The sequence below is a fragment of the Halobellus limi genome, assembly GCF_004799685.1.
GTDB classification, from domain to species: Archaea; Halobacteriota; Halobacteria; order Halobacteriales; family Haloferacaceae; genus Haloquadratum; species Haloquadratum limi.
The window spans coordinates 2,682,434-2,702,661 of the sequence record NZ_CP031311.1; the positions used below are offsets into that span (position 1 = coordinate 2,682,434).

Sequence of the window (20,228 nt, forward strand, 5' to 3'; positions counted from 1 at the left end):
GATTCAGTCCAGTTCGACGGTCACGTTGTTCTCGGTGACGTGGAGGTAGGTGATGTAGGAACCGCCCTCGATCGTGTCGTAGCGGAGCACGCCGCCGGACCCGCTCGTGTCGATCTGTGTGGTCCCCCTGTCTCCGGGCCCGTGATCGACGCGGAGTTTGAACTCCTGACCGAACATCGCGAAGTAGTGTCGAGTGAGTATCCGAAGCGTCTGTTCGTCGTCGTAGTGGTACGTCGTGTTCTCGCCGTCGTCCCCCTCGTGAGCGAACTTGGTGGGATCCGGCTTCTCCGTCGCGGACTCGTTGCGTTCGTCCCAGTCGATGGCAGTGTCTTCGTCGACGTTGCTCTCGCCGTACGTGAGGTTCTGCTCGGAACTGGTGAAGTCGATCCGGATCACCGTGTCGCCGTCGTCGCAGTCGAGTTGGACGCCCCCGGAGTCGGAGGGGATGCTGTCGTTCGACCAGCGGTGGACCCCCTCCGAGGTCGACTGATCGTCGTAGTAGACGTCCATCGTCAGCGTTTCCGAGCCGGGCTCGTCGCCGTCGCAGTAGTTGTTGCCGATGCCGCTCGGGACCTCGACTGCGGCCTCGTACGCGCGGTCGCCCTTCTCGACGTAATAGGAGACGTAGAGGTTGTTGAACGTCCCGCTGTCTTTCTTTATCGACGTCTCGAAGTCGGTCACCGAGTGGCCCTCGGCGATGCCGCGGACGGGGACGCTCCCGCCCTTCTCGGGGTACGGGAACGATCCGACGATGTCGGTCGTTTCCAGGACGACCGTCGCGGTCCGGTTGTCCTCGTCGACGGAGACGTTGCCGGTGGTCCGGGTGCGGAAGTAGTCGGCCCACCCCTCGTAGTACCGGCTGTGGACCGTGACGGAGGCGGTCCCGTTCCTGACGGGGTTGACGTACGGCTCGCCCGTCGCGTCGTACGTATCGGACTCGTTGGGGAACACCCGGACCAACTCGTCGGACTGCCGGATCGTCGCCGTCGTGTCGCCGCTGGCGGCGTCGGTCGACCGGATGCGGAGGACGGGCAGCGTGAGCGTCGTGCCGCGGTAGTGGAACTCCGGCGGCGACACCATCGACGTCCCGCCGGCCTGCTGCCGCCAGACGCCGCCGCCCTGGTAGGCGACGGTCGTCCCGCCCCGTCGGTACGTGACGGAGCCGAGCGACGCGTTGTATATCTCCTCGGTCTCGCCGTCGGTGTAGTTGGCGTGGTCGATCCGGAGCCACCCGCTCTCGGACTCGACGGCGTAATCGCCGTCGCCCCGGCCGAGCCGAACGGTCTGAACGGACCCCTCGCCGAGACCCACGACCGCGGTCCGGGCGTCGAGCATCGTCATCGCGTGCTCGGCGCGATCGGTCGACGTCTGGTCCTGGACGTCCGCAAGCGCCGAGGACCCGAACGCGACGACGACGCCCGCGCCGGTGATCGTCAGCGCCAAGAGTAAGACGAGCCCGATGTTCGACGACTGCGCGCGGTTCGTCATATTCGTGTTCCCCCCGGCCGCGACAGCGACAGCGTCTCCGATGGGTCGCCGTCGGAAACCTTGAGCGCGTCCGTCCCCCCGGTATCGAGTTCGACGACGACCCAGCCGCCGTTCACGGACGTTTCGTTCATCGCTTCGAGGGTGGAGAGGGTAAGTGTGACGCTCACGCCGGACCCCGCAGACCGGAGCCGAAGTTCGTAGCGCTCCGGTTGCGGTTCGGGTGCGGACAGATTGACGATTTCGATTCGGTAGGACTCGCCGGCGACCCGCCGCGGGAGGTCGACGCCGACTCGGACGGTCGGGTCCTCGGCCGTCCGGGCGAGGCGGTCGGCGTCGCCGATGCCGGCGGCGAGCTGTTCGGCGACGACGGTCAGTTCCTCGCGAACCACCTGATCGCGCTCGTTCTCGACGTACGTCCCGGCCCCGACGAGGAGTCCCGAAACCAGAACGGCGGTGATGCTCAGCGCGATGACGTAGTTGACCGTGATCGAGACGGCGCGATCGGACCGAGACTCCCGACCGACACCTCGCCAGCCGGTCAGTCCACGACGCCGGCTCACTCCGGCTTCACCTCGATTCGCGCCTCGTAGTCGAGCTCGGAGGTCCGGTAGGTGACCTCGAACGTCGCGCCGTGGATCGCCGGCGTCCAGTAGGGCTGGCCCGAGTCGTCGTCGACGAGGCCCGGCAGGCTCAGGTCCGACTCCGGTTCGTCGAGGACCATCGTGTACGTGCCCTCGGCCGCGTTCCCGTACCGGTACTCGATCTCGGTGCCAGCGCCGACGTCGAGTAGCGTTCGCAGTTCCGGATACGCCGTCCCCTCGACGGAGCCGTTCGAGACGTCGACGACGAGTGTGCCGTCGGCACCGGGATCGAACGAGCGCGACGCGAGTTCGGTGCCGTCGTCGACGACGCGAACCTCCGTATCGTCTCCCCCGTTCTCGTAGACGTAGAGGCTCCGCGTCACCCCGCCGGAGGTGACGTTCACGTGGAACGCGTCGGACGGACCGCTCGCGAGTTCCGACGCATTGACGGCGAAGCGCATCGCGCGGACGCCCGAGAGGTCCGAGCCCGACGCGACGGTCCAGTTCTCGGATTCGCCGGCGCTCGTGAAGTTCCGCGCGGCGTCGTCCTGCTCGATCCGCGTCCCGTTCGTGACGGCCGCGACCTCCGCCGCCGCGAGGTCGCCGGCGACGGCCCTGTGGTGGGTCGCGAGGCCGTCCCAGCGCCCCACCGTCCCGCGGAACGCCGCGTTCAGTTCGGGATAGGTGGTGTTGTTGCGGTAGTTCACCGACCGGACGGCCTCGGCGCCGGCCGCGCGGGAGTCGGCGGCGTACTCGATCGCCGGTGCGGCGTCGACGCCGGCGTCTCTGGTCGCTAAGTTCCCCGTGTAGATGGCGGTGTTCAGGAGCAGCGCGAGTGCGACGAACAGCACCGCGAGCGCGAGCGCACCGACGAGGAGCAACTGGCCGCGGTCGCGGCTGCTCCCGCGGCGTGCACGCCGAGCATCCGAGCGGGGGTTCACATCCGCCATACGACGAGCTCCACCTCCACGACCGAGTACAGCGTCTGTTCGGGGTCGCTGTCGTCGACGACGTACGAGGCGTCCCCGAGCGCCGTCGACGACGGCGACTCGTCCGGTTCGCGCAGCCGGTCGCCGTCCGAGAGCGTGACGAGTCGGCGCGCCGTCGACGCGTGATCGCTGGGGGTTCCGAGGTCGACGATCGGCACCCGCTGGCGGTCGCCGTCCTCGTCGACGTAGTACAGCGTGAGGTCGAACGCGATCCCCCGGTCGAGGAACGCCGCTTCGAGGACGTCCCCGAACCGCGTCGGCGGCGGGCCGCGGACGTAGCCGTCGTTCGTGGCGTCGTGCCAGTTGCCCGCCGTCTCGTTCCAGTACAGGAGCGTCGGGACGAGCGTCCCGTTCTCCTCGGCGGTCGCGAGGACGCCCTCGGCGACGGCCGCCTGCTGGTTCTCGATGTGCTGGCTGGAGGTGCTGCCGGTCAGCGGCGTCACCGCCGTCACCTGCAGGGCGAAGACGAGACTGGAGACGAGGATCATCGCGGCGGTGATCGCCTCCAGCGTGTGGGCCTGTCCGCGGTCCATCACCACACCCTCACGAGCAGTTGGTACGGCTCGCCCTCGATGGAGACGACGCGGCGCGCCGAGGTGACAGAGCGCGTCTCCGGCAGCGACGGGCCCGCCGAGAGCCGCGTCCCGTCGAGCGTTTCGACGTCGCCGTCGTCCAGGGTCCGGATCGAGACGTTGGCGTTTCGGGTCTCATCGAGCGTGAACAGCGCCCTCGTCGTCGTCGCGCTCGTGTTGAACTGACACCCCGACGGCGCGGGGCCGTCGCCGTCCAGTTGCGCGAAGAACCCCTCGGTGCACGTTCGATTGAGGACGAACGGCTCTCCGGGATCGCCGAGGCGGTCCGCCGCCAGCGACGTCCCGATCCGGTCGGCCGTCTGCGGCCCCTCCGCGCTCTCGAACGGGGTGAAGATCGTGGGCACGAACGCGACGACGAACGCGACGACGAGCAGGAACAGCCCGATCCCGATCGCGAAGTCGATCGTCGTCTGTGCGCGCCGGTCGCCGTCGCTGCCGTCGTTGCCGCCGCCGTCGCGTTCGCGGCCCGCTCGGAACCCGGACGGCCCCGCCGTCGTCGCCCGGCTCATCCCACCACCATCCAGACGAACAGCGCGACCGTCTGCAGCACGACGACGAACTTCACTCCCGAGACGATGTCGGCGTCGCGGATGTAGCCGCTTATGAACCCCGACAGCGCCGCCTGCAGCGTCACGGCGTGGAAGAAGAGCACCGACAGCACGTCGGTATCGACGCCGCCGCCGAAGCTGAGTCCCTGCCCGGAGAGTTCGCTGCCGCCACCGCTCGCTTGCGACGACAGCCCGGCCATCACGTCGAGGAACTGCGTCTTGAGGATCGCCATCACGCCGAGCAGCGTCAGGTACGTCATCAGGATGATCGCCACCTGCATCCGCGTGCGGGACTTGCGTTCGCGCTCGATGTCGTCTTGGTTCTCGGAGGCCTGCGCCGCGGTCGTCAGCACCTCGGTGATCTGACTGGAGGCCTCCTGGGCCTTCGAGATGAGCTTGACCGTCCGCGCGAGCCGCGGGATGTGGTACTTGTTGTTGAACTCCACGAGCGCGCTGCGGAGGCTCATCCCGTAGTTCACCTTCGCGTGCATCACCTCGAACTCCTCGGCGAGCTTTCCAGAGGAGGTCGACGCCACGGTCTCGACCGATTCTAAGAGCGTCTGCCCGGTGTCGTTCGCGCTGGAGAGCTTCCGGAGGTTATCCGAGAGCTTCCCGACCACCGCGTTCCGCGAGCGGACGTTCCAGGTGTGAAACGCCGCGAGCGGGACGCCGATGACGTACACCGGGACGTACCACCAGACGAACGTCCCCCAGACGGGGTTGTCGAGCATCCCCTGCCACGCGAGCGGCGCGGCGCCGTTGGCGACGGCGACGGCGAGCAGCGCGCCCGCGGCCGGAACCGTCAGCAGGAGCGAGTACATCGGGTGATCGCGGAAGAACAGGTGCGGCCGCCGAAGCAGTTGGCCCGTCTTGTAGGTCCCCTCCCGCGAGCGGATCCGCTCGAAGATGCGGAACTCGCCGACGAAGCTCTCGATCAGGCCCATGTGGATCAGTCCCTCGCGGTTGACCTGCCGGAGCCGGTCGGAGCCGTTCGAGGGCTGGAGGTAGCCGTCGCCGGGTTCGTCCTGCTTGACCGTCGAGACGAGCACGAGGAAGGCCACGCCCGTCAGCGGCACCAGCCCGTAGACGGTCGCGTACAGGAGTTGCTGTTGGGCCTGCCCGAGCATACTCATGATGACGAGGATGATGATGAGAAGCAGCGGGAACAAAGACAGCGTCATGTACATCTCGCCGAACAGTTCGAGGGTTTCGAGGACCGTCTCCTGCTCCTGTTTCGCGGTCCGGAGGTGTTTCTCCTTCTTGTCGTCGAGGAACTGCTCCATATCGCCGCCGGAGTTGACGATCGAGAGCATGTCCGTCAGGAACTGCGAGAGTTCCTCGGAGGGCGTCGTCATCGCCTGATCGCGGATCGCGTTTCGGTAGTCCGTCCCGAAGTACTCCGTCTCTCGGACGATGCTCTGGAACTCCTTGGCCACCTCGCCGTAGGTGTCGTCGGCCCGTCCCATCGCCTCCAGGATCTCGAGCTGGTTCAGCCCGCCCACCGAGAGCGCGTACATGAACGAGATGGCGTCCGGAAGCAGCATGTTGATCTCGCGCTTCCGACCCGAGGCCTTCGAGTACGGGACGGCGACGAGGCTCCCGAACCCGACGCCGAACCCGATCGCGCCGAAGACGACGCCCGAGACGAGCGTGACCGCCGGGACGGTGAGCGACTTCAGCGCCCTGGCCGTCTCGGCGTCCGGGGCGGGCAGGCCGATGCTGACGGCCGCCGGCGAGACGAGGCCGAGTTCGAAGATCCCCCACGCGAGGAGCGACCCGACGAGCCAGAGGAGGCCCCCGGCGATGACGCCGATCGCGATCGCCCGCGAGAGGTACAGTTCCACCGTCGCCGGCATCCGCGCCTGTTCGAGTTTCGTCCCGACGTCGGCGACGAAGTCGCCGTCCTCGTCGAAGAGGAACTGAAAGACCGGATAGAACGCGTCGCCGAGCGCGTCCGTGCTCCGGTCGAGGCCCTCGCCGTCGGCCTCGCCGACGTCCAGGCTCATCGCTCCGTCCCCGTCGGTCGATCGGAACCGTCGCTCTCGTCCTCCTCGACGTCCTCATCGTCGTCGATCCCCTCGACGTCGCCGAAGTCCCAGGCCTCGTCGGCGTCTGTATCGTCTGCGGCCTCGGCGTCCGAGGGGTCAGACTCGTCGGTGAAGTCGACGCCCTCGGACGGTTCGACCCCCTCATCGGGTCCGTCCTCGTCGACGCCGTCCACCGGCGAACCGACGCCCTCGCTACCGAAGCCTCGGCCTTCCTCTCCGCTCTCGAACGGGGGATCGGCGTCGCTCGCGGCCGCGTCGTCGCTCTCGGAGTCGCCTACGTCGCTCTCGAACGCGTCCGCTCCGCCCCCCTCGTGTTCCGCGTCGGCGGCGGTCTCCGGGTCGCCCCCGTTCGCGACGGCGTCGCCGGCGGGATCACCGCTCTCTCCCGCCGTCGGGTCGCCGCCTCCCGACGGTTCAGCCTCGCCTGCTAGGCCGTCGTCGTCGGACGACTCGTCGTCCGCCGGTTCATCGTCCGCCGGTTCATCGTCCGCCGGTTCATCGTCCGCCGATTCGTCGTCCATCGATTCGTCATCCGCCGGTTCGTCGTCCATCGGCTCCGCGAGCAGGTCCTCGATTCCGAGTTCCTCCTCGGAGCCCTCGGCGACGTCGTCGAGGCCATCGTCGGTTCCGGTGTCAGTCCCGGACGACGCGTCTCGCCGTTCCGACTCGCCACCGAGCGCTGGCGTGTCGGTGTCCTCGTCGAGCGCCGGTGTCTCTGTGCCGTCACCGAGCGATGGCGTCTCCGACCCGTCTCCGAGTTCCGGGGCCTCCGTCCGTTCTTCGAGGGCGTCGAGTTCGGGGTGCTCGCCGCCGGCGGCGGTGACGTCCGGCGCGGATTCGACGTCGAGGAGGGCGTCCGCGACGTCGACGTCCTCGAGGTCGCGGTACTCCGGCCACAACTCCTCCTCGGCGCGGTCGAGGATCTCCGCGCAGAGGTCGCGGACCTCCTCGCCGGCGCTGGGACGCGGGACCATCTCCTCCTTCTCGGGGTCGACGTTGATCTGGACGGACTCCATCTCCCGGAGGTCCTCGAGGCTGCGTTCGAGGTCGTCGCGGGCCATCAGCGCGAGGATCGTCTCCTGGTCGTTGATGAACGCCTGCAGCGTCGCCGCGACCTGCGAGTAGGTGTTGAGCCCGCGGTCGATCAGGTACGCGAGCACGACGCGCCGTTTGAACAGTTCCTCGTCGAGTTGCTCTCTGGACCACCCGCGGTCGAACCGGACGTCCTCGAGGGTGTTCGACGAGCCCATCTTCAGGAACTCGTCGCCCTCGGCCTGCCACTGGTAGACGTCCTGAACGTTGATCTCGTCGTTCTCGGCGTCGTAGTGGTTGATCTCGGTCAGGGACTTGTTCCGCCGGACCTTGTTGCCCTGCACCCGCGTGGAGGTCTGCACCGAGACGAGATCCAAGGCGGTGAACATCGTCTTCGAGACGTTGATGGGGTCAGTCGTGAAGCGCTTGAGCACCTCGCCGACGCTGTCGGCGTGGAACGTCGTGTACGTGGTGTGCCCCGTCGACATCACCTGAAAGAGGGTGCGGCCCTCCTCGCCGCGGATCTCGCCCATCACGATGTAGTCGGGGCGCTGTCTGAGCGCCGCTTCGAGCAGGTCGAACTCGTCGACGTCGCCGCGGTCGTCGTCGCTGAACGACGGTCGGGTGACGGAGGCGACCCAGTTGCGCTGGGGCAGCTCCACCTCGCGGGTGTCCTCGATCGAGACGATCTTCGAATTCGAGGGGATGAAGAGCGACACCGCGTTCAGCGAGGTCGTCTTTCCCGACGCCGTGCCGCCGGCGAAGATGAGGCTCTTGTCGTTCTCGATGCAGAGCCACAGGAAGGCCATCTCCTCTAGGGAGAACGTCTTCCAGTTCACGAGGTCGATCGGGGTGAAGGGGACGTCCTTGAACTGCCGGATCGTGTAGTTCGTCCCGTGGTCTGAGACCTCCCGGCCGAGGGTCAACTGCGCCCGCGACCCGTCCGGGAGGGTCGCGTCGACCTGCGGGCGGCGCTTCGAGATGCCCTTGCCCGACCGCTGGGCGAGTTTGACGACGAAGTCGTCGAGTTCCTCCTCGCCGTGGTAGACGTTGGAGATGATCTGCTCGTAGTCGGAGTGGTAGACGAACACCGGCGAGTTGTAGCCGTCGCAGGAGATGTCCTCGACGTTCACGTCGTGTTTGATTCCGTCGATCCGCTCGTAGCCGATGAAGTCCCGGCGGAGGACGTACAGCAGTTTCTCGACCTGGTAGTCGTTCAGTTCCGTCGGGTCCTCCGCCAGCACCGCCGACTCCGGTCGCGCGGCGATGCCGTCGAGAGAGGGGTCCGGCTCCGTCGGTTCCGACGAGGCGAACAGGCCGTCGAGGCGGCCGCCGAGGGAGCCCTCCTTCAGTCCCAGCGATCGGGCCGCAGTCGCCAGCGAGCGCTTCGACGACGCCCCGGCCGTCGGTGATCCCCCGTCGCCGTCGCTCCCGCCGCCGAAGTCCAAGTCCAGATCGAACTGCGAGAGGAACCCGTCTTCGCTCGCGGCGTCGCCGTTCCGCGTCGCGAGGACCGAGAGTCCGGCCTCTCGCGGGTGCTCGGGGACCCGATAGAGGTTGTATCGTTCGAGCAACTCCAGCGACTGCTGTTCGATGACCCGGCGGCGCGTGTCGGGGGCGTCGCCGACGATAGTCTCGTCGTCGTACTTGATCGCCGTCCGGAGCTTTCCGGTCAGGAACTCCGCGAGGTCCGCCTCGATCCGGTTCTGATGCGGTTCGATCACGTAGTACTTCTTCTCGTTCTCCTTCGTCGAGTGGAAGATGATCACGAACGAGTGCGGTTCGTTGACCCAGTAGCGCTCGACCTCCCGGAAGTGGGTCTTCTTCTCCATCGGGACCGCCTTCTCGAGGTCGTAGCGGTTGACGACCGTGGTCGCCCCGCGCTCGTCGCTGAAGAAGGCGTCCTCGTCGAACTCGGGGTCGACGTCGACCGTCCGCTCGTCGACGATCTCGTCGAGTTCCTCGGCGCGCTGCCCGCCGCGGGCGAGCGCGTTTTCGATCGCGTCGGGATCGAAACCCAGCGCCTCGGCGGGGTCGAAGCGCTCGATCTCGCCCTCGGCGTCGCGCGGCCGCGACCCGTCCTCTTCGTAGTAGTACTCGCGCTTGTAGTGCTCCCACAGCCAGACGTCCTTGACGACGGGCGTCGTCTCGGGGTCGCAGAACGCCTCGAACTCCGCGGAGATCCGAACGGCCTCGGCGGCCGCGTCCGTCACCTCCTCGCCGACGTCGACCGGGTGGAACCCGAGGTACTCCTCGGGGTCGGCGCTCACCGCGTCCCAGTCCTCGCGGGTGGGCGTCGGAATCTCGACGCCGTCGTCCCAGCGCTCGCTCTCCGCGTCCGCGTCGTCGTCGTACTCGCGGGGGTCCAGGCCCCCGTAGAGCGTCTCGACGTCGCCGTCGGCGCCGTACTGGTCGAGGAAGTCCGCCCAGGTGTACTCGCCGACGGCGACGCGCGGCTCGTCGGCCGCTTCGCGCCCGGCATCGCCGGGGGACACCGAAGCGGCCTCCTCGGGACCGTCCGTAGCCGCTCCGTCGGGAGCGTCGGGTCTGTCGGGGCTCTCCGGAGCGTCGGCTCCGTCCTCGACTGCGGACAGTTCGGTCGATCCCGCCTCCGGTCGATCCGCGTCGTCGGTCGGTCGGAGCCCCCCAGCCCCGTCGCCCGACGCCCCGTCCGAATCTCCGGCGGCCCGATCGACGGTGTCCCCCTCGGGAGCCGACGAGGATCCCTCCCCCTCGCCCTCCAACGCGTCGTCGCCGTCCCGGTCGGGATCGGCGCCCGACGCGTCGTCGTCGGTTGCCATCGTTCTCGGGTCGGTGTCCCCACGGAAAAAGACTTCTCCCCGATTATCAGAGAAATTATTCCGAGAGCGGCCTGAAAAGATGTGCGCTGATTGTGACTTTCGGCCCCGGCGAGAACGGGTGTCGCGTCGGTAGACGGCCCGTATCGGACTATCTGACGCGCACCCGCGGAGCGGTCCGTCACGCCGAGACGGCGCGAGTCACACGTAGCCTCGTCGACGGATTCAGACTGATCGCTCTCACTTTGTACCGCCGAGCGCCACCGCCGTTGCCGGCGCTCGACGGTGAGAGACGAGAGTAATCAGTATCAGAGGAGCATCGCGATGAAACCGTACGCCGCCCCGAGGAGGAGCATCGCGGCGAGGAGGATGGCGAACCACGTTCGACCGTTCGCCGGGACGTCGGGGATCTCCGACGGGTAGTACGGCGAGAGCGGATTGTTGGGTTCCTCGTCGCTCCGGGCCATCGTCGAGGAGTTTCGTCTGTCAGTCAATTCAACGTTTCCCCGCCGCGGATTCGGGTCGGCGCATCGGTATCGCTATCACGAACGGTATTTTGCCCGGGTGATTTATGTGAACAGTTTCGGTAAGGTGGCCTATGAGCCACGAATCCGACGCCGACCGGACGGCATCCGTATCAGACGACGAGGTGAGCGTCGAGAAGTCGTTCGCCGAGGACGAGTTTCCCGTTCCCGCGATCAAGTTCCGGCTCGCCTCCGAGAGCGACGACCCGGTTCACATCCGCCTCGTGGATCAGATCCCCGAGGACTTCCCGATGGAGGGCGTCGGATTCCACCCCGACTACGAGAGCGACAACTGGACCGCTTACAAGGACCACCGCGTCGAGTACGAGCGGACGCTCGATCCCGGCGAGGAGACGACGACGGTGTACGGGATCCGGCTCGAACAGGCCTCCGACGTCGAGGGGTTCCTCGGCGACCCGATCCTCGAACGGCCGCCCGCGCCCGAGGAGGGGCAGGGCGAGGACTCCCCCCGCGACGTCGAGGACATCCTGGGGACGGACCGGAGCCAACTCGTCCGCGACGCGCTCCAGGGGAACGGTCGCCTCGCGGTCGATTCCGAGGCCGAGTCCGAGTCGGAGCCCTCGCTGCCGGACGAGGAGCCGGCACCCGGCGTCGGAGAATCGGACTCCGGCATCGAAGAACCGGGCCCCACGGGCGAGGAACCGACCGTCGCCGACGACGACCCGGAGAGCGCGCCGGAAGCCGAAGCGACGGCGTCGACCGGGACGGAGACCGCGGACGACCCCGTCGCCGAGGACGCTCCCTCGCCGCGAGAACTCGGTGCGGACCTGGCACCCGCATCGCGGAGGCGCGAGGACGACAGGATCACGTCGGTGACTCCCGGTGAGAGCGGAGGCCGTACGGAGGAAGACGCCGACGACGAAACGCAGCAGGAAGCGACCGGAGAGGAAGAAATCGAACGGGAAGCGACCGACGAGGAAGAAATCGAACGGGAAGCGGCCGACGAGGAGGAAGTCGAACCGGAAGCGGCCGACGCAGAAGAGATCGAACGAGAGGTGGACGACGACGGAACGGTCGAAGAGCACGTCGATGCGCCGGGAGCGGCCGCCGAGCAGGCGACCGAGGAGGAAGCCGAACCGGAAGCGACCGACGCGGAACCGACGGCAGAGCGCACACCCGTCGACGCCGAGGGCGGACTCGCGGCGACGCTCGCGTCGGAGATCCGCGCCGGCGAGGTCTCCGAGTCCGACCTCGAGACCCTCCGCGGGGAACTCGACGCCGGCCTCCCCCGGAGCGCGGACGTCCGGATCCGACGAGTGCAGGCGCAGATGGAGGATCTGAACGCCTACGCCGACGCCATCGCGGAGTTCATCGACGAGGAGGGGACGGGAGCGGAACTCGTCGAACGGCTCGACGCCGAACTGACCGAGATCAACGAGGAACTCGACGACCTGCGGGCGGCGGTCGACGCCGCCGACGACGAGCGCGCGGCGATCCGCGAATCGGTCGGCGAGGTCGAGAGCGACGTCGACGCCGTGGACGAGCGCCTCGGAGAGGTCGCGGGGGAGCTGGACGACGTCGCCGAGGAAGCAAAAGACGCCGCCGTGGGCGTCGACGAACTCCACGACCGGGCGGACGGGATCGAGGAACGGCTCGACCGGACGACCGATCGCGTCGACGAGGTCGACTCCGCGGTCCGAGACGTCTCCGCCGACGTGGACGACGTCGCGGCCGACGTCGACGACGTGGCCGGGGAGGTCGAGAACGTCGCCTCCGACATCGACGAGACGGGCGCGCACGTCTCCCGCCTCGACGAGGAGATGGGCGACGTCCGCGAGGACATCGCGGCGATCGACGGCGACGTCGTCGAGACCCGCGAGTCGCTCGAAGCCGAACTCGACGACCTTCGCGCGGAGGTGTCTGCGCTGTCGAACGAACTCGACCGGATCGGCGACATCGAGCGGGAGATCGAGGAGCTCCAGCAGTTCCGCGACCGGCTCAACAGCGCGTTCGGTCCCGGCGAGTAGCGACCGCGTCGCCGCGGGGTCGGGGCGCGGGCCGGTCGCCCGGAAGCCGCAGACCGCGTGCGGTCCGCGTCGGACGCGAACGATATCGGAAGCGGAACCGGTTTAGCCCGCCGCCGCGTGGAATCGACAATGACTGAGACGGAGGCGATTCGCGTCGCCGTCCCGCGCAAGGGCCGACCCCTCGAAGCCGTTCTCGAACGCGTCGCCGACGTCGCCGGTTCGCATCCGGCAGGCTCACGGGCGCACGCCGGCGACGCGGACGACGCCGACGACATCGCGGGCGTGGCCGACGAGGTCATCTCGACGCTCCGCCACGAGAAGGCGATCACGAAGGGGCAGGTCGAGCCCGCCGCGGACGTCTACCAGCGGCTCGCCACGTATTCCGATCTCGAAGACGACTACGCGCCGGAGTACACCCTGCTGCGGGACGACAGACGGGGGATGCCCCGCCGGATCGTCTTCGACAGCCTCACCGTCGACGTCGACGGCGTTCCGGTGCAGTTCGTCGGCCGCGAGGAGCCCTTCCGCGCGCTCCGAACCCACGAGTTCGCCCTGGGGTTCGACAGCGCCGACCTCGTCTTAGAGGAGGTCGTCGAACTCGAACCCGAGGGCGTCGGCTCCCTCGCGGACGTCAACGCGCGGATCGATCCGATGAACACCGACGTCCGCGTGGTGTCCGGCCTCGGCGACACGGTGTATCACACGCTGATGGCACGGCCCGAGATCCTGCCGCCGGGCGCGGACCTCGACCGGGAGTTCGTCGCCGACTACGAGGGCGACCTGTGCATCTCGCCGCGGTACGAACGCCTCGTCGAGGCCGTCCTCGGCACGCGGCCGCTCGAAGGCGTCTCCTTCGCCTACCCCGACGACGACCGCGAGGAAGAGGCCGCCATCGCCGACGTCGGCCTCGGCGTCTACCTGACGATGACCGGCTCGACCGCCAGAGAGCACGGCCTGATCCTCGGCGACCACCTCTTCCCCTCGGAGACGGTGCTGATGGAGAACATCGCGGAGTCGGCGGAGCTGTCGGGGGCGGAGCGGGTCCGTGAGGCGCTGGCGGCAGAGGGTCACGAGACCGAGATCGCGGTGTAGCCGCACCGAGAACCGATACCGGAGCGATCAGTCCGCCTTCGCCTGCCACTCGCGGACGGTGTCCGGACCGACGCCGTCGACCCGATCGGCGATGGCGTCGGGTTCGGCCTCCTTCAGCGACTCGACGTTCTCGACGCCGGCGTCCTTCAGCTTCTCCGCGGTCTTCTCGCCGATGCCGCTGACGCTCTCTAGGTCGGAGCCGCTCTCGCTCTGCTCGGCCTGGTACTCCCGGTAGTTGCAGATCGGACAGCCGAGGTCCCACGGTTCGCGGTCCTCGTCGTCGTAGACGATCCGCAGTTTCGGGAGGTCGTGCTCCTCGCAGGTCTCCTCGGTCACTTCGACGTCGCCCCGGCGCGGCAGCGGCAGCGAGTAGTCGCAGTCGGGGTAGCGCGTGCAGCCGACGAGCCGCGACCCCGAGCGGAGGCGCTTGATCGCGAGTTCCCCACCGTGTTCGGACCCGCAGTCCGGACACGGCCCGATCACGAGGTCCTCCTGTTCGTCGGCCTCCTCGGCCTTGCAGAGCGGACAGCCGTGGACGAACGTCTTCCGGCCCGCGAGCATCTTGACGTGCGCGAGACCGTGCTCCTCGCAGGTCTCCTCCAACAGGAGCGGCTTGCCGGTCGACGGCAGCGGGAGCGTGTACGTGCAGTCTGGGTAGGAGTCACAGCCGATGAAGTACGACCCCCGGCGGCTCTTCCTGATCACGAGGTCGCCGCCGCACTCGGGGCACTCGCCCACGGTCTTGTCGGCCTTCAGCGACTTCTGGAGGTGTTCGCCAACGTCCTCGCCCGACTCCATCAGCCCCTCGAAGACCTCCTCGAGGATCTCTCTGGACTCGTCTGTCACCTCCTCCAGGGTGGCGTCCCCGCGGGTGATCGCCTGCATGTCCTGCTCTAACTGCGCCGTCATCTCCTCGCTCACGATCCGGTCGGCGAACTCCTCGGAGGCCTCGACGACCGCGCGGGCCAGGCGGGTCGGCCGCGGCGGATCGCTCTCGATGTAGCCGCGGTCGTACAGTTTCTGGATGACGTCGTGGCGGGTCGCCTTCGTCCCGATTCCCATCTGCTCCATCGTCTCGATGAGCCGCGACTGGCCGTAGCGCCGCGGAGGCTGGGTCTGCTTTGCGTCCAGACTGGTGTCGGTGACAGTCAACTCCTCGCCCTCGGCGACGTCGGGGACGAACGACTCGCTGGCGTTGGAGTAGGGATACACCGCGTGGTACCCCGGCTCGACGAGCCGTTTGCCGTTCGCCTTCAGCGAGAGGTCCTCGCCGTCGCCGGCGACGGTCGCGACCACGCGGAGGTGCTCCCAGGTGGCCGACTCGGCGACGGTCGCGAAGAACCGCCGAACGACGAGTTCGTACACCTCCCACTCGTCCTCGGAGAGGTCGGAGTGACTCGGGAGTTCGCCCGTCGGGTGGATCGGCGGGTGGTCGGTCGTCTCCTCGTCGCCCGCGGTCGGTTCGATCTCCTCCTGTTCGAGCAGCGAATCGGCGTCGTCGCCGAAGGTCCGCGTGCCCGAGAAGGCGTCGAGGAGGTCCCGGGGCTCCAGGTCGTCGGGGTAGACCGTGTTGTCCGTCCGCGGGTACGTGACGTACCCGGCGGTGTAGAGGTCCTCGGCGATGCTCATCGCGCGCTGGGCGGAATAGCCGAGCGACCCCGCCGCGCGGATGAACTGCGTCGTGTTGAACGGCGCGGGCGGGTCGTCCGTCCGGGTCCGCCGGCGGACGGAGTCGACGGCCGCCGCCGACGCCGATTCGAGCGTCTCGTAGGCGCGCTCGGCCGTCTCCTCGTCCCAGACGCGCTCGGCCTCGTTGCCGTCCTCGTCGAGGTAGAAGTACTGCGACTCGAACGAGGCGGCGTCCTCGCCGCCGGAGGCGGCCTTTTCGAGGTCCGCGAACAGCTCCCAGTAGTCCTCGGGGTCGAACGCCTCGATCTCGCGCTCGCGGTCGACGATCAGCTTCAGCGTCGGCCCCTGGACCCGCCCCACGGAAATGAAGTCGTCGCCGAGCTGCCGGGCCGAAAGCGAGAGGTATCGAGTGAGCGCCGCGCCCCACACGAGGTCGATGATCTGGCGGGCCTCACCGGCCGCGGCGAGGTCGAAGTCGAGTTCGTCGGGGTTCGCGAACGCCTCGGTCACCTCGTTCTCGGTGATCGAGGAGAACCGCACGCGGTCGACCGGGACGTCCTCGTTGACCTCGCGGACGAGTTCGTACGCCTCCTTGCCGATGAGTTCGCCCTCGCGGTCGTAGTCGGTCGCGATCACGACGCGGCCGGCGCGGCGGGCGAGGAGACGGAGCGCAGAGACGATGTTCTCCTGCGTCGGGTGCTTGTCGATCGGCGCGTCGATGAGTTCGACCGGTTCGACGTCGCGCCAGTCGTTGTACTCCGGGGGGAAGTCGACGCCGACGACGTGGCCCGAGAGGCCGATACAGCGCTTGCCGCCCCACTTGTAGACGTTCACGCCGTTGCGCCGGTCGGCCTCGGCGGACCCGCCGCTCAGGATGTCGGCGATCCGCCGAGCGGCGTTGTCCTTCTCGGTGATGATGAGTTCGGGGCCCTGGCTCATTGGGCGGCGATACGCCGGGGGCGGGCCTAAACCTTTCGCGCTGGATCCGGACAAATCGAAGGGCAGCGCGCCCGTGCGCGCGGAACTCGTATGAGACGGGGGAGCGCGACGAGACGGGGAAGTGCGGACGAACGTCGCGAGGAGGGAAGCGACACCCGCTCACGGGGCGCGGATCGACGCGCGGGGTCGCGAGCGGCCGAAGAGCAGGCGGTCACCGACGACGATCAAGAGCCGTCGTCCGCGCTGGCCCGCCCGATCGAGCCGGCCAGCGCGAGCAGGAACCCGAGCCCGTACTGGACGTCGGGGTCTCGCGACCGCTTGAGCAGTCCGACCGCGCCGACGCGCTCGGGCTCCTCGCCGGCGGCCTCGCCGACGCCCGAGAGCAGCGTTTCGAGGCCGTCGCGGACGTCGTCGTCGCCGGCGGTCTGGGCCACCTCGCCGAGCGCCGATCCCGTGCCCGCCAGCGAGCGGACCATCTCGTCGTCCAGCGCGCTCGTGAGCAGCGAGAGGACGTCCGCGACCTCGACCAGTTCGTCGAGCGTGCCCGTCCGCTGGAGGACGAGCAGGGATTCGAGCGCCCCCTGGAGCTCCTCGCCGTTGTCTCCGACGGTCGCGGCCAGTTCGACGGTCTCCTCGGTCGCGAGTCCGTCTGCGGACTCCACGAGCGTCGATCCCGTGCCCGCCAACGAGCGGACCATCTCGTCGTCCAGCGCGCTCTCGCCGAGCGCGAGGACGTCCAGCAGTTCGTTGACCGCGTCGAGGCGGCGGACGAACGCGGCGACGGCCTCGGGGTTCTCGGCGATCGCGGTTTCGAGGTCGGCGCCTTCGAGCGCCGCGGCTTCCGCGTCGCCGTCGGCCGGCGCGTCACCGTCGGCGGCGTGCCCGTCCTCGGACATCGTCAGAGCAACCCCCGTGCGGTGAGCCAGTAGGACTCGTTGTACGCGAGTTTCGACCAGTGCAGTTTCTGGGAGGGCGGCGCCGGCGACGGCGGGTTCTCGTAGTCGAACTCGACGAACGAGGCCGCGTCCATCCCGGTCTCGATGAAGCAGAGCGTCTTGCCGTCGTACGTCGCCGTCGCGGGGCGACCGCGGACCTCGCTCGCGAGGCGCTGTCCGACGACGCCGGCCTGGTAGTGGGCGACGCTGCCGGCGTTCGGGACGCCGGTGTCCGCCGTGTCGCCGAGCGCGTAGACGTTCTCGGCGGCCTCTGCCTCTAAGGTGTGCTTGTCGACGTCGACCCAGCCCTTGTCGCCGAGGCCGGCCTCCGCGATCAGGTCGATGCCGCGGTGCGGCGGGATCGTCACGAGGAGGTCGTAGTCGAGGTCGGTCCCCTCCATCGACGTGATCGTTTGCGACGCGGGGTCGACCGATTCGGCGTTGAAGAACGTCTCGATCTCGATCCCGCGCTCCTCCATAATCGGCTGGGCCCACTCGGCGATGTGGGGGTTGCCGTGGACGCGCTGGATCGGGTAGGTGTAGGTGATGTCGACGTCCTCCCGCAGGCCGCGCTCGCGGAACCAATCGTCGGCCATGAACACGAATTCGAGCGGGGCCGCCGGGCACATGTGCGGCGTGCCGACGACGCTCAACACGAGTTCGCCCTCGGTGAACGAGAGGAGTTCCTCGCGGAGGGCCTCCGACCCCTCCTCGCTGTAGTAGTCGTGTCCGGCCTCTGCAAGCCCCGGGACCTCCTCGGGCGCGAGCGTCGACCCCGTCGCGAGCACGAGGTGGTCGTAGTCGACCGGTTCGTCGCCCTCGTGATACCGGAGTTGCTGGGCGTCGGTGTCGATGTCGGTGACGCGGTCGATCCGCACGTCGACGGCGTCGTCGACGAGGCTTCGGAGCCGGCGCCGGCCGTCCTCGGGCTCGCGCTGCCCGAACGGGACGTACAGCCACACGGGCTTGTAGACGTGGTCCGGGTCGTCGTTGACGAGGGTGACCCGGACGTCCCCGGCTTCGAGTTCCGGTTCGAGCCGGTCGGCGAGGTCGTTCGCGAGTACCGTTCCCCCCGTGCCGCCGCCGACGATGACGATCTCCTCGGTCATGATTTCTCCACGTAGAACCCGTAGTGGTCGTCGCGCTCTTCGACCGCCAGCAGCTCGTTTCCGGCCTCCTCGGCCCACTCCGGGACGTCCGTCCGCGACTGCTCGTTGTCGCTCAAGAGGAGGACCACGGTGCCGGCGTCGACGTCGCGGATCTTGCCGATGAGGTCCATCAGCGGTCCGGGACAGGCCGCGCCGCGGGCGTCGACGGTCTCGTCCGCTTCGATCTGTGATTCGCTCATAGCTGTACTCGTCGCTTCGAACGCCGCCCTATTAGTATTGTGCAGCAATTCCAAACTTGTAGTAACCGTCGGAAGCAGATCGGACGCACCGACGTCGAGAGCGGGTTCGGTCACAACGCGGTCGACGAATCGACAGAGGCTTCGCCGGCGTCGCCCGTCCGTCGAGTCGCGCGCGAAGCGGCTACTCGTCGAGTCGCTCCCGAAGCATCCCGTTCACGTCGCCGGGGTCGGCGCTGCCGCCGGTCTTCTGCATCACCTGGCCGACCAGGAAGTTGATCGCGCCGCCCTCGCCGGCGTGGTAATCGTCGACCGCGTCGGGGTTCTCCTCGATGGCCTCCTCGACGGCGACGGCGACCTCGTCGTCGTCGGCCGTTCCCAGTCCTTCGGCCTCGATGATCGCGTCGGGGTCGTCGCCCTCGTCGAGCATCTTCCGGAGGACGACCTCCTCGGCGTTCTTCGTGGTGATCTCCTCGGCCGCGACGAGTTCGACGAGGCGCGTGAACTCGTCGAGGCGGTCGTCGACGTCCGTGATCGCCATATCGCGGTAGTTGAGCTCTCCCAGGAGGTTGTCGGCGACCCACGTCGCCGCCAGGTCCGCGTCGAACTCCTCGGCGACGTCCTCGAAGAAGTCCGCGACCTCCTTCGTCGAGGTGAGCTTCGACGCCGACTCCGCGTCGAGGCCGTACTCCTCGCGGAAGCGCTCGCGGCGGGCGTCGGGGAGTTCGGGGATGGCGATGCGCTCCTTCCAGTCGGCGACTTCGAGCGGCGGCAGGTCCGCCTCGCGGAAGTACCGGTAGTCCTTCTCCTCCTCCTTCGAGCGCATCGAGACGGTGATCCCCCGCGACTCGTCCCAGTGGCGCGTCTCCTGCTCGACCGCGCGGCCGCGCTGGACGGCGTTCTTCTGCCGCGTCACCTCGTAGGCTAACGCCTGCTCTGCGCCCTTGTGACTGGAGATGTTCTTCACCTCCGTTCTGTTGGCCGCTTCGAGCGCGTCGAGGCCGATCGAGCCGTCCTCGCCGACCTCGTCGGCCGGGACGAGCGAGATGTTGGCGTCGACGCGGAGGGAGCCGTCGCGCGTGGAGTCGAAGACGCCGAGGTACTCCAAGACCTCCTCGAGTTTCGCGAGGAACGCGCGGGTCTCCTGGGGGCTTCGGAAGTCCGGTTCCGTGACGATCTCCAAAAGCGGCGTGCCGGCGCGGTTATAGTCGACGAGCGTGTACTCTGCCGTATCTATGCCGCCGCCGGCGTGCTGGAGGCTCCCGGGGTCCTCCTCGAGGTGCGCGCGCTCGATCGCGATCTCGCGGCGCTCGCCCTCGACGGAGAGTCCCAGCGAGCCGTTCGCACAGATCGGCGCGTCGTACTGGGTGATCTGGAAGTTCTTGGGCAGGTCGGGGTAGTAGTAGTTCTTCCGGTGGAAGCGGGTGTGCTCGGCGACGTCTGCGTCGAGCGCCTTGCCCACCTTGACGGCGGCCTCGACGGCCCCCTCGTTCAGGACGGGAAGCGCGCCGGGCAGGCCGAGACAGACCGGACAGGTCCGGCTGTTGGGTTCCTCGTCGTCGGCCGGTTCGGTCGAACACCCACAGAAGATCTTCGTGTCCGTCTCGAGTTGGACGTGGACCTCCAGCCCGATGACGGTGGCGAGATCGCGCTGGGAGAGCGCTTGCGCGGTCATTACCGCGTGGTTCGACGTAGCGCG

At 68.3% G+C, this 20,228-nt stretch carries 15 protein-coding genes; 2 read left to right on the top strand and 13 right to left on the bottom strand.

Translation table 11 applies throughout. From position 1 onward, the window contains the following. Positions 1–3: 3 nt before the first annotated feature. The 8 genes from DV707_RS13310 to DV707_RS18480 all read right to left on the bottom strand — a co-directional run bounded on the left by DV707_RS13310 (position 4) and on the right by DV707_RS18480 (position 10,544). Positions 4–1,488, bottom strand: a complete 1,485-nt coding sequence (locus DV707_RS13310) for a DUF7289 family protein (RefSeq protein ID WP_103992788.1) — start codon at positions 1,486–1,488, stop codon at positions 4–6. After that, positions 1,485–2,048 carry a DUF7266 family protein gene (locus DV707_RS13315; RefSeq protein ID WP_103992789.1) on the bottom strand — a complete coding sequence of 188 codons (564 nt, stop codon included), beginning with the start codon at positions 2,046–2,048 and terminating at the stop codon, positions 1,485–1,487. The genes DV707_RS13310 and DV707_RS13315 overlap by 4 nt, the downstream gene beginning before the upstream one ends. Then, positions 2,045–3,019, bottom strand: a complete 975-nt coding sequence (locus DV707_RS13320; RefSeq protein ID WP_136361884.1) for a hypothetical protein — start codon at positions 3,017–3,019, stop codon at positions 2,045–2,047. The genes DV707_RS13315 and DV707_RS13320 overlap by 4 nt, the downstream gene beginning before the upstream one ends. Continuing rightward, complete coding sequence (locus DV707_RS13325; RefSeq protein WP_103992791.1) at positions 3,007–3,591, bottom strand: DUF7288 family protein; 585 nt, start codon at positions 3,589–3,591, stop codon at positions 3,007–3,009. Before DV707_RS13325 ends, DV707_RS13320 begins: the two co-directional genes overlap by 13 nt. Next, positions 3,591–4,160, bottom strand: coding sequence for a DUF7287 family protein (locus tag DV707_RS13330; protein WP_103992792.1), 570 nt, complete (start codon positions 4,158–4,160; stop codon positions 3,591–3,593). The genes DV707_RS13325 and DV707_RS13330 overlap by 1 nt, the downstream gene beginning before the upstream one ends. After that, entirely contained in the window at positions 4,157–6,205 is a 2,049-nt protein-coding gene (locus tag DV707_RS13335) for a type II secretion system F family protein (protein ID WP_103992793.1), read from the bottom strand. Before DV707_RS13335 ends, DV707_RS13330 begins: the two co-directional genes overlap by 4 nt. Further along, positions 6,202–10,080 carry a type II/IV secretion system ATPase subunit gene (locus tag DV707_RS13340; RefSeq protein WP_235010840.1) on the bottom strand — a complete coding sequence of 1,293 codons (3,879 nt, stop codon included), beginning with the start codon at positions 10,078–10,080 and terminating at the stop codon, positions 6,202–6,204. The genes DV707_RS13335 and DV707_RS13340 overlap by 4 nt, the downstream gene beginning before the upstream one ends. Before the next feature lie 305 nt (positions 10,081–10,385). Next, a complete protein-coding gene (locus DV707_RS18480) occupies positions 10,386–10,544 on the bottom strand; it encodes a hypothetical protein (RefSeq protein WP_160113965.1) in 159 nt (52 codons plus the stop codon). Positions 10,545–10,675: 131 nt separating this feature from the next. Between DV707_RS18480 and DV707_RS13345 the strand changes: the two genes are divergently transcribed. Both DV707_RS13345 and DV707_RS13350 read left to right on the top strand, forming a co-directional pair. Continuing rightward, entirely contained in the window at positions 10,676–12,589 is a 1,914-nt protein-coding gene (locus tag DV707_RS13345) for a hypothetical protein (protein ID WP_103992794.1), read from the top strand. A gap of 129 nt (positions 12,590–12,718) precedes the next feature. Further along, positions 12,719–13,681, top strand: a complete 963-nt coding sequence (locus tag DV707_RS13350) for a hypothetical protein (RefSeq protein WP_103992795.1) — start codon at positions 12,719–12,721, stop codon at positions 13,679–13,681. A gap of 27 nt (positions 13,682–13,708) precedes the next feature. Here DV707_RS13350 and DV707_RS13355 read toward each other — a convergent pair whose 3' ends face one another. From DV707_RS13355 to gatB, 5 genes are all read right to left on the bottom strand, one after another. Continuing rightward, positions 13,709–16,249, bottom strand: coding sequence for a DNA topoisomerase I (locus DV707_RS13355; RefSeq protein ID WP_103992796.1), 2,541 nt, complete (start codon positions 16,247–16,249; stop codon positions 13,709–13,711). A gap of 224 nt (positions 16,250–16,473) precedes the next feature. Beyond that, complete coding sequence (locus tag DV707_RS13360) at positions 16,474–17,145, bottom strand: DUF1641 domain-containing protein (RefSeq protein WP_103992797.1); 672 nt, start codon at positions 17,143–17,145, stop codon at positions 16,474–16,476. Between the two features lie 2 nt (positions 17,146–17,147). After that, positions 17,148–18,293 (bottom strand): NAD(P)/FAD-dependent oxidoreductase, encoded by a 1,146-nt coding sequence (locus DV707_RS13365; protein ID WP_103992798.1) that lies wholly within the window; start codon positions 18,291–18,293, stop codon positions 17,148–17,150. Further along, on the bottom strand, positions 18,290–18,532 hold the full coding sequence (locus DV707_RS13370) for a sulfurtransferase TusA family protein (RefSeq protein WP_103992799.1): 243 nt from the start codon (positions 18,530–18,532) through the stop codon (positions 18,290–18,292). Before DV707_RS13370 ends, DV707_RS13365 begins: the two co-directional genes overlap by 4 nt. A gap of 181 nt (positions 18,533–18,713) precedes the next feature. After that, positions 18,714–20,204, bottom strand: a complete 1,491-nt coding sequence (gene gatB / locus DV707_RS13375) for an Asp-tRNA(Asn)/Glu-tRNA(Gln) amidotransferase subunit GatB (protein ID WP_103992800.1) — start codon at positions 20,202–20,204, stop codon at positions 18,714–18,716. Between the last annotated feature and the right edge of the window lie 24 nt (positions 20,205–20,228).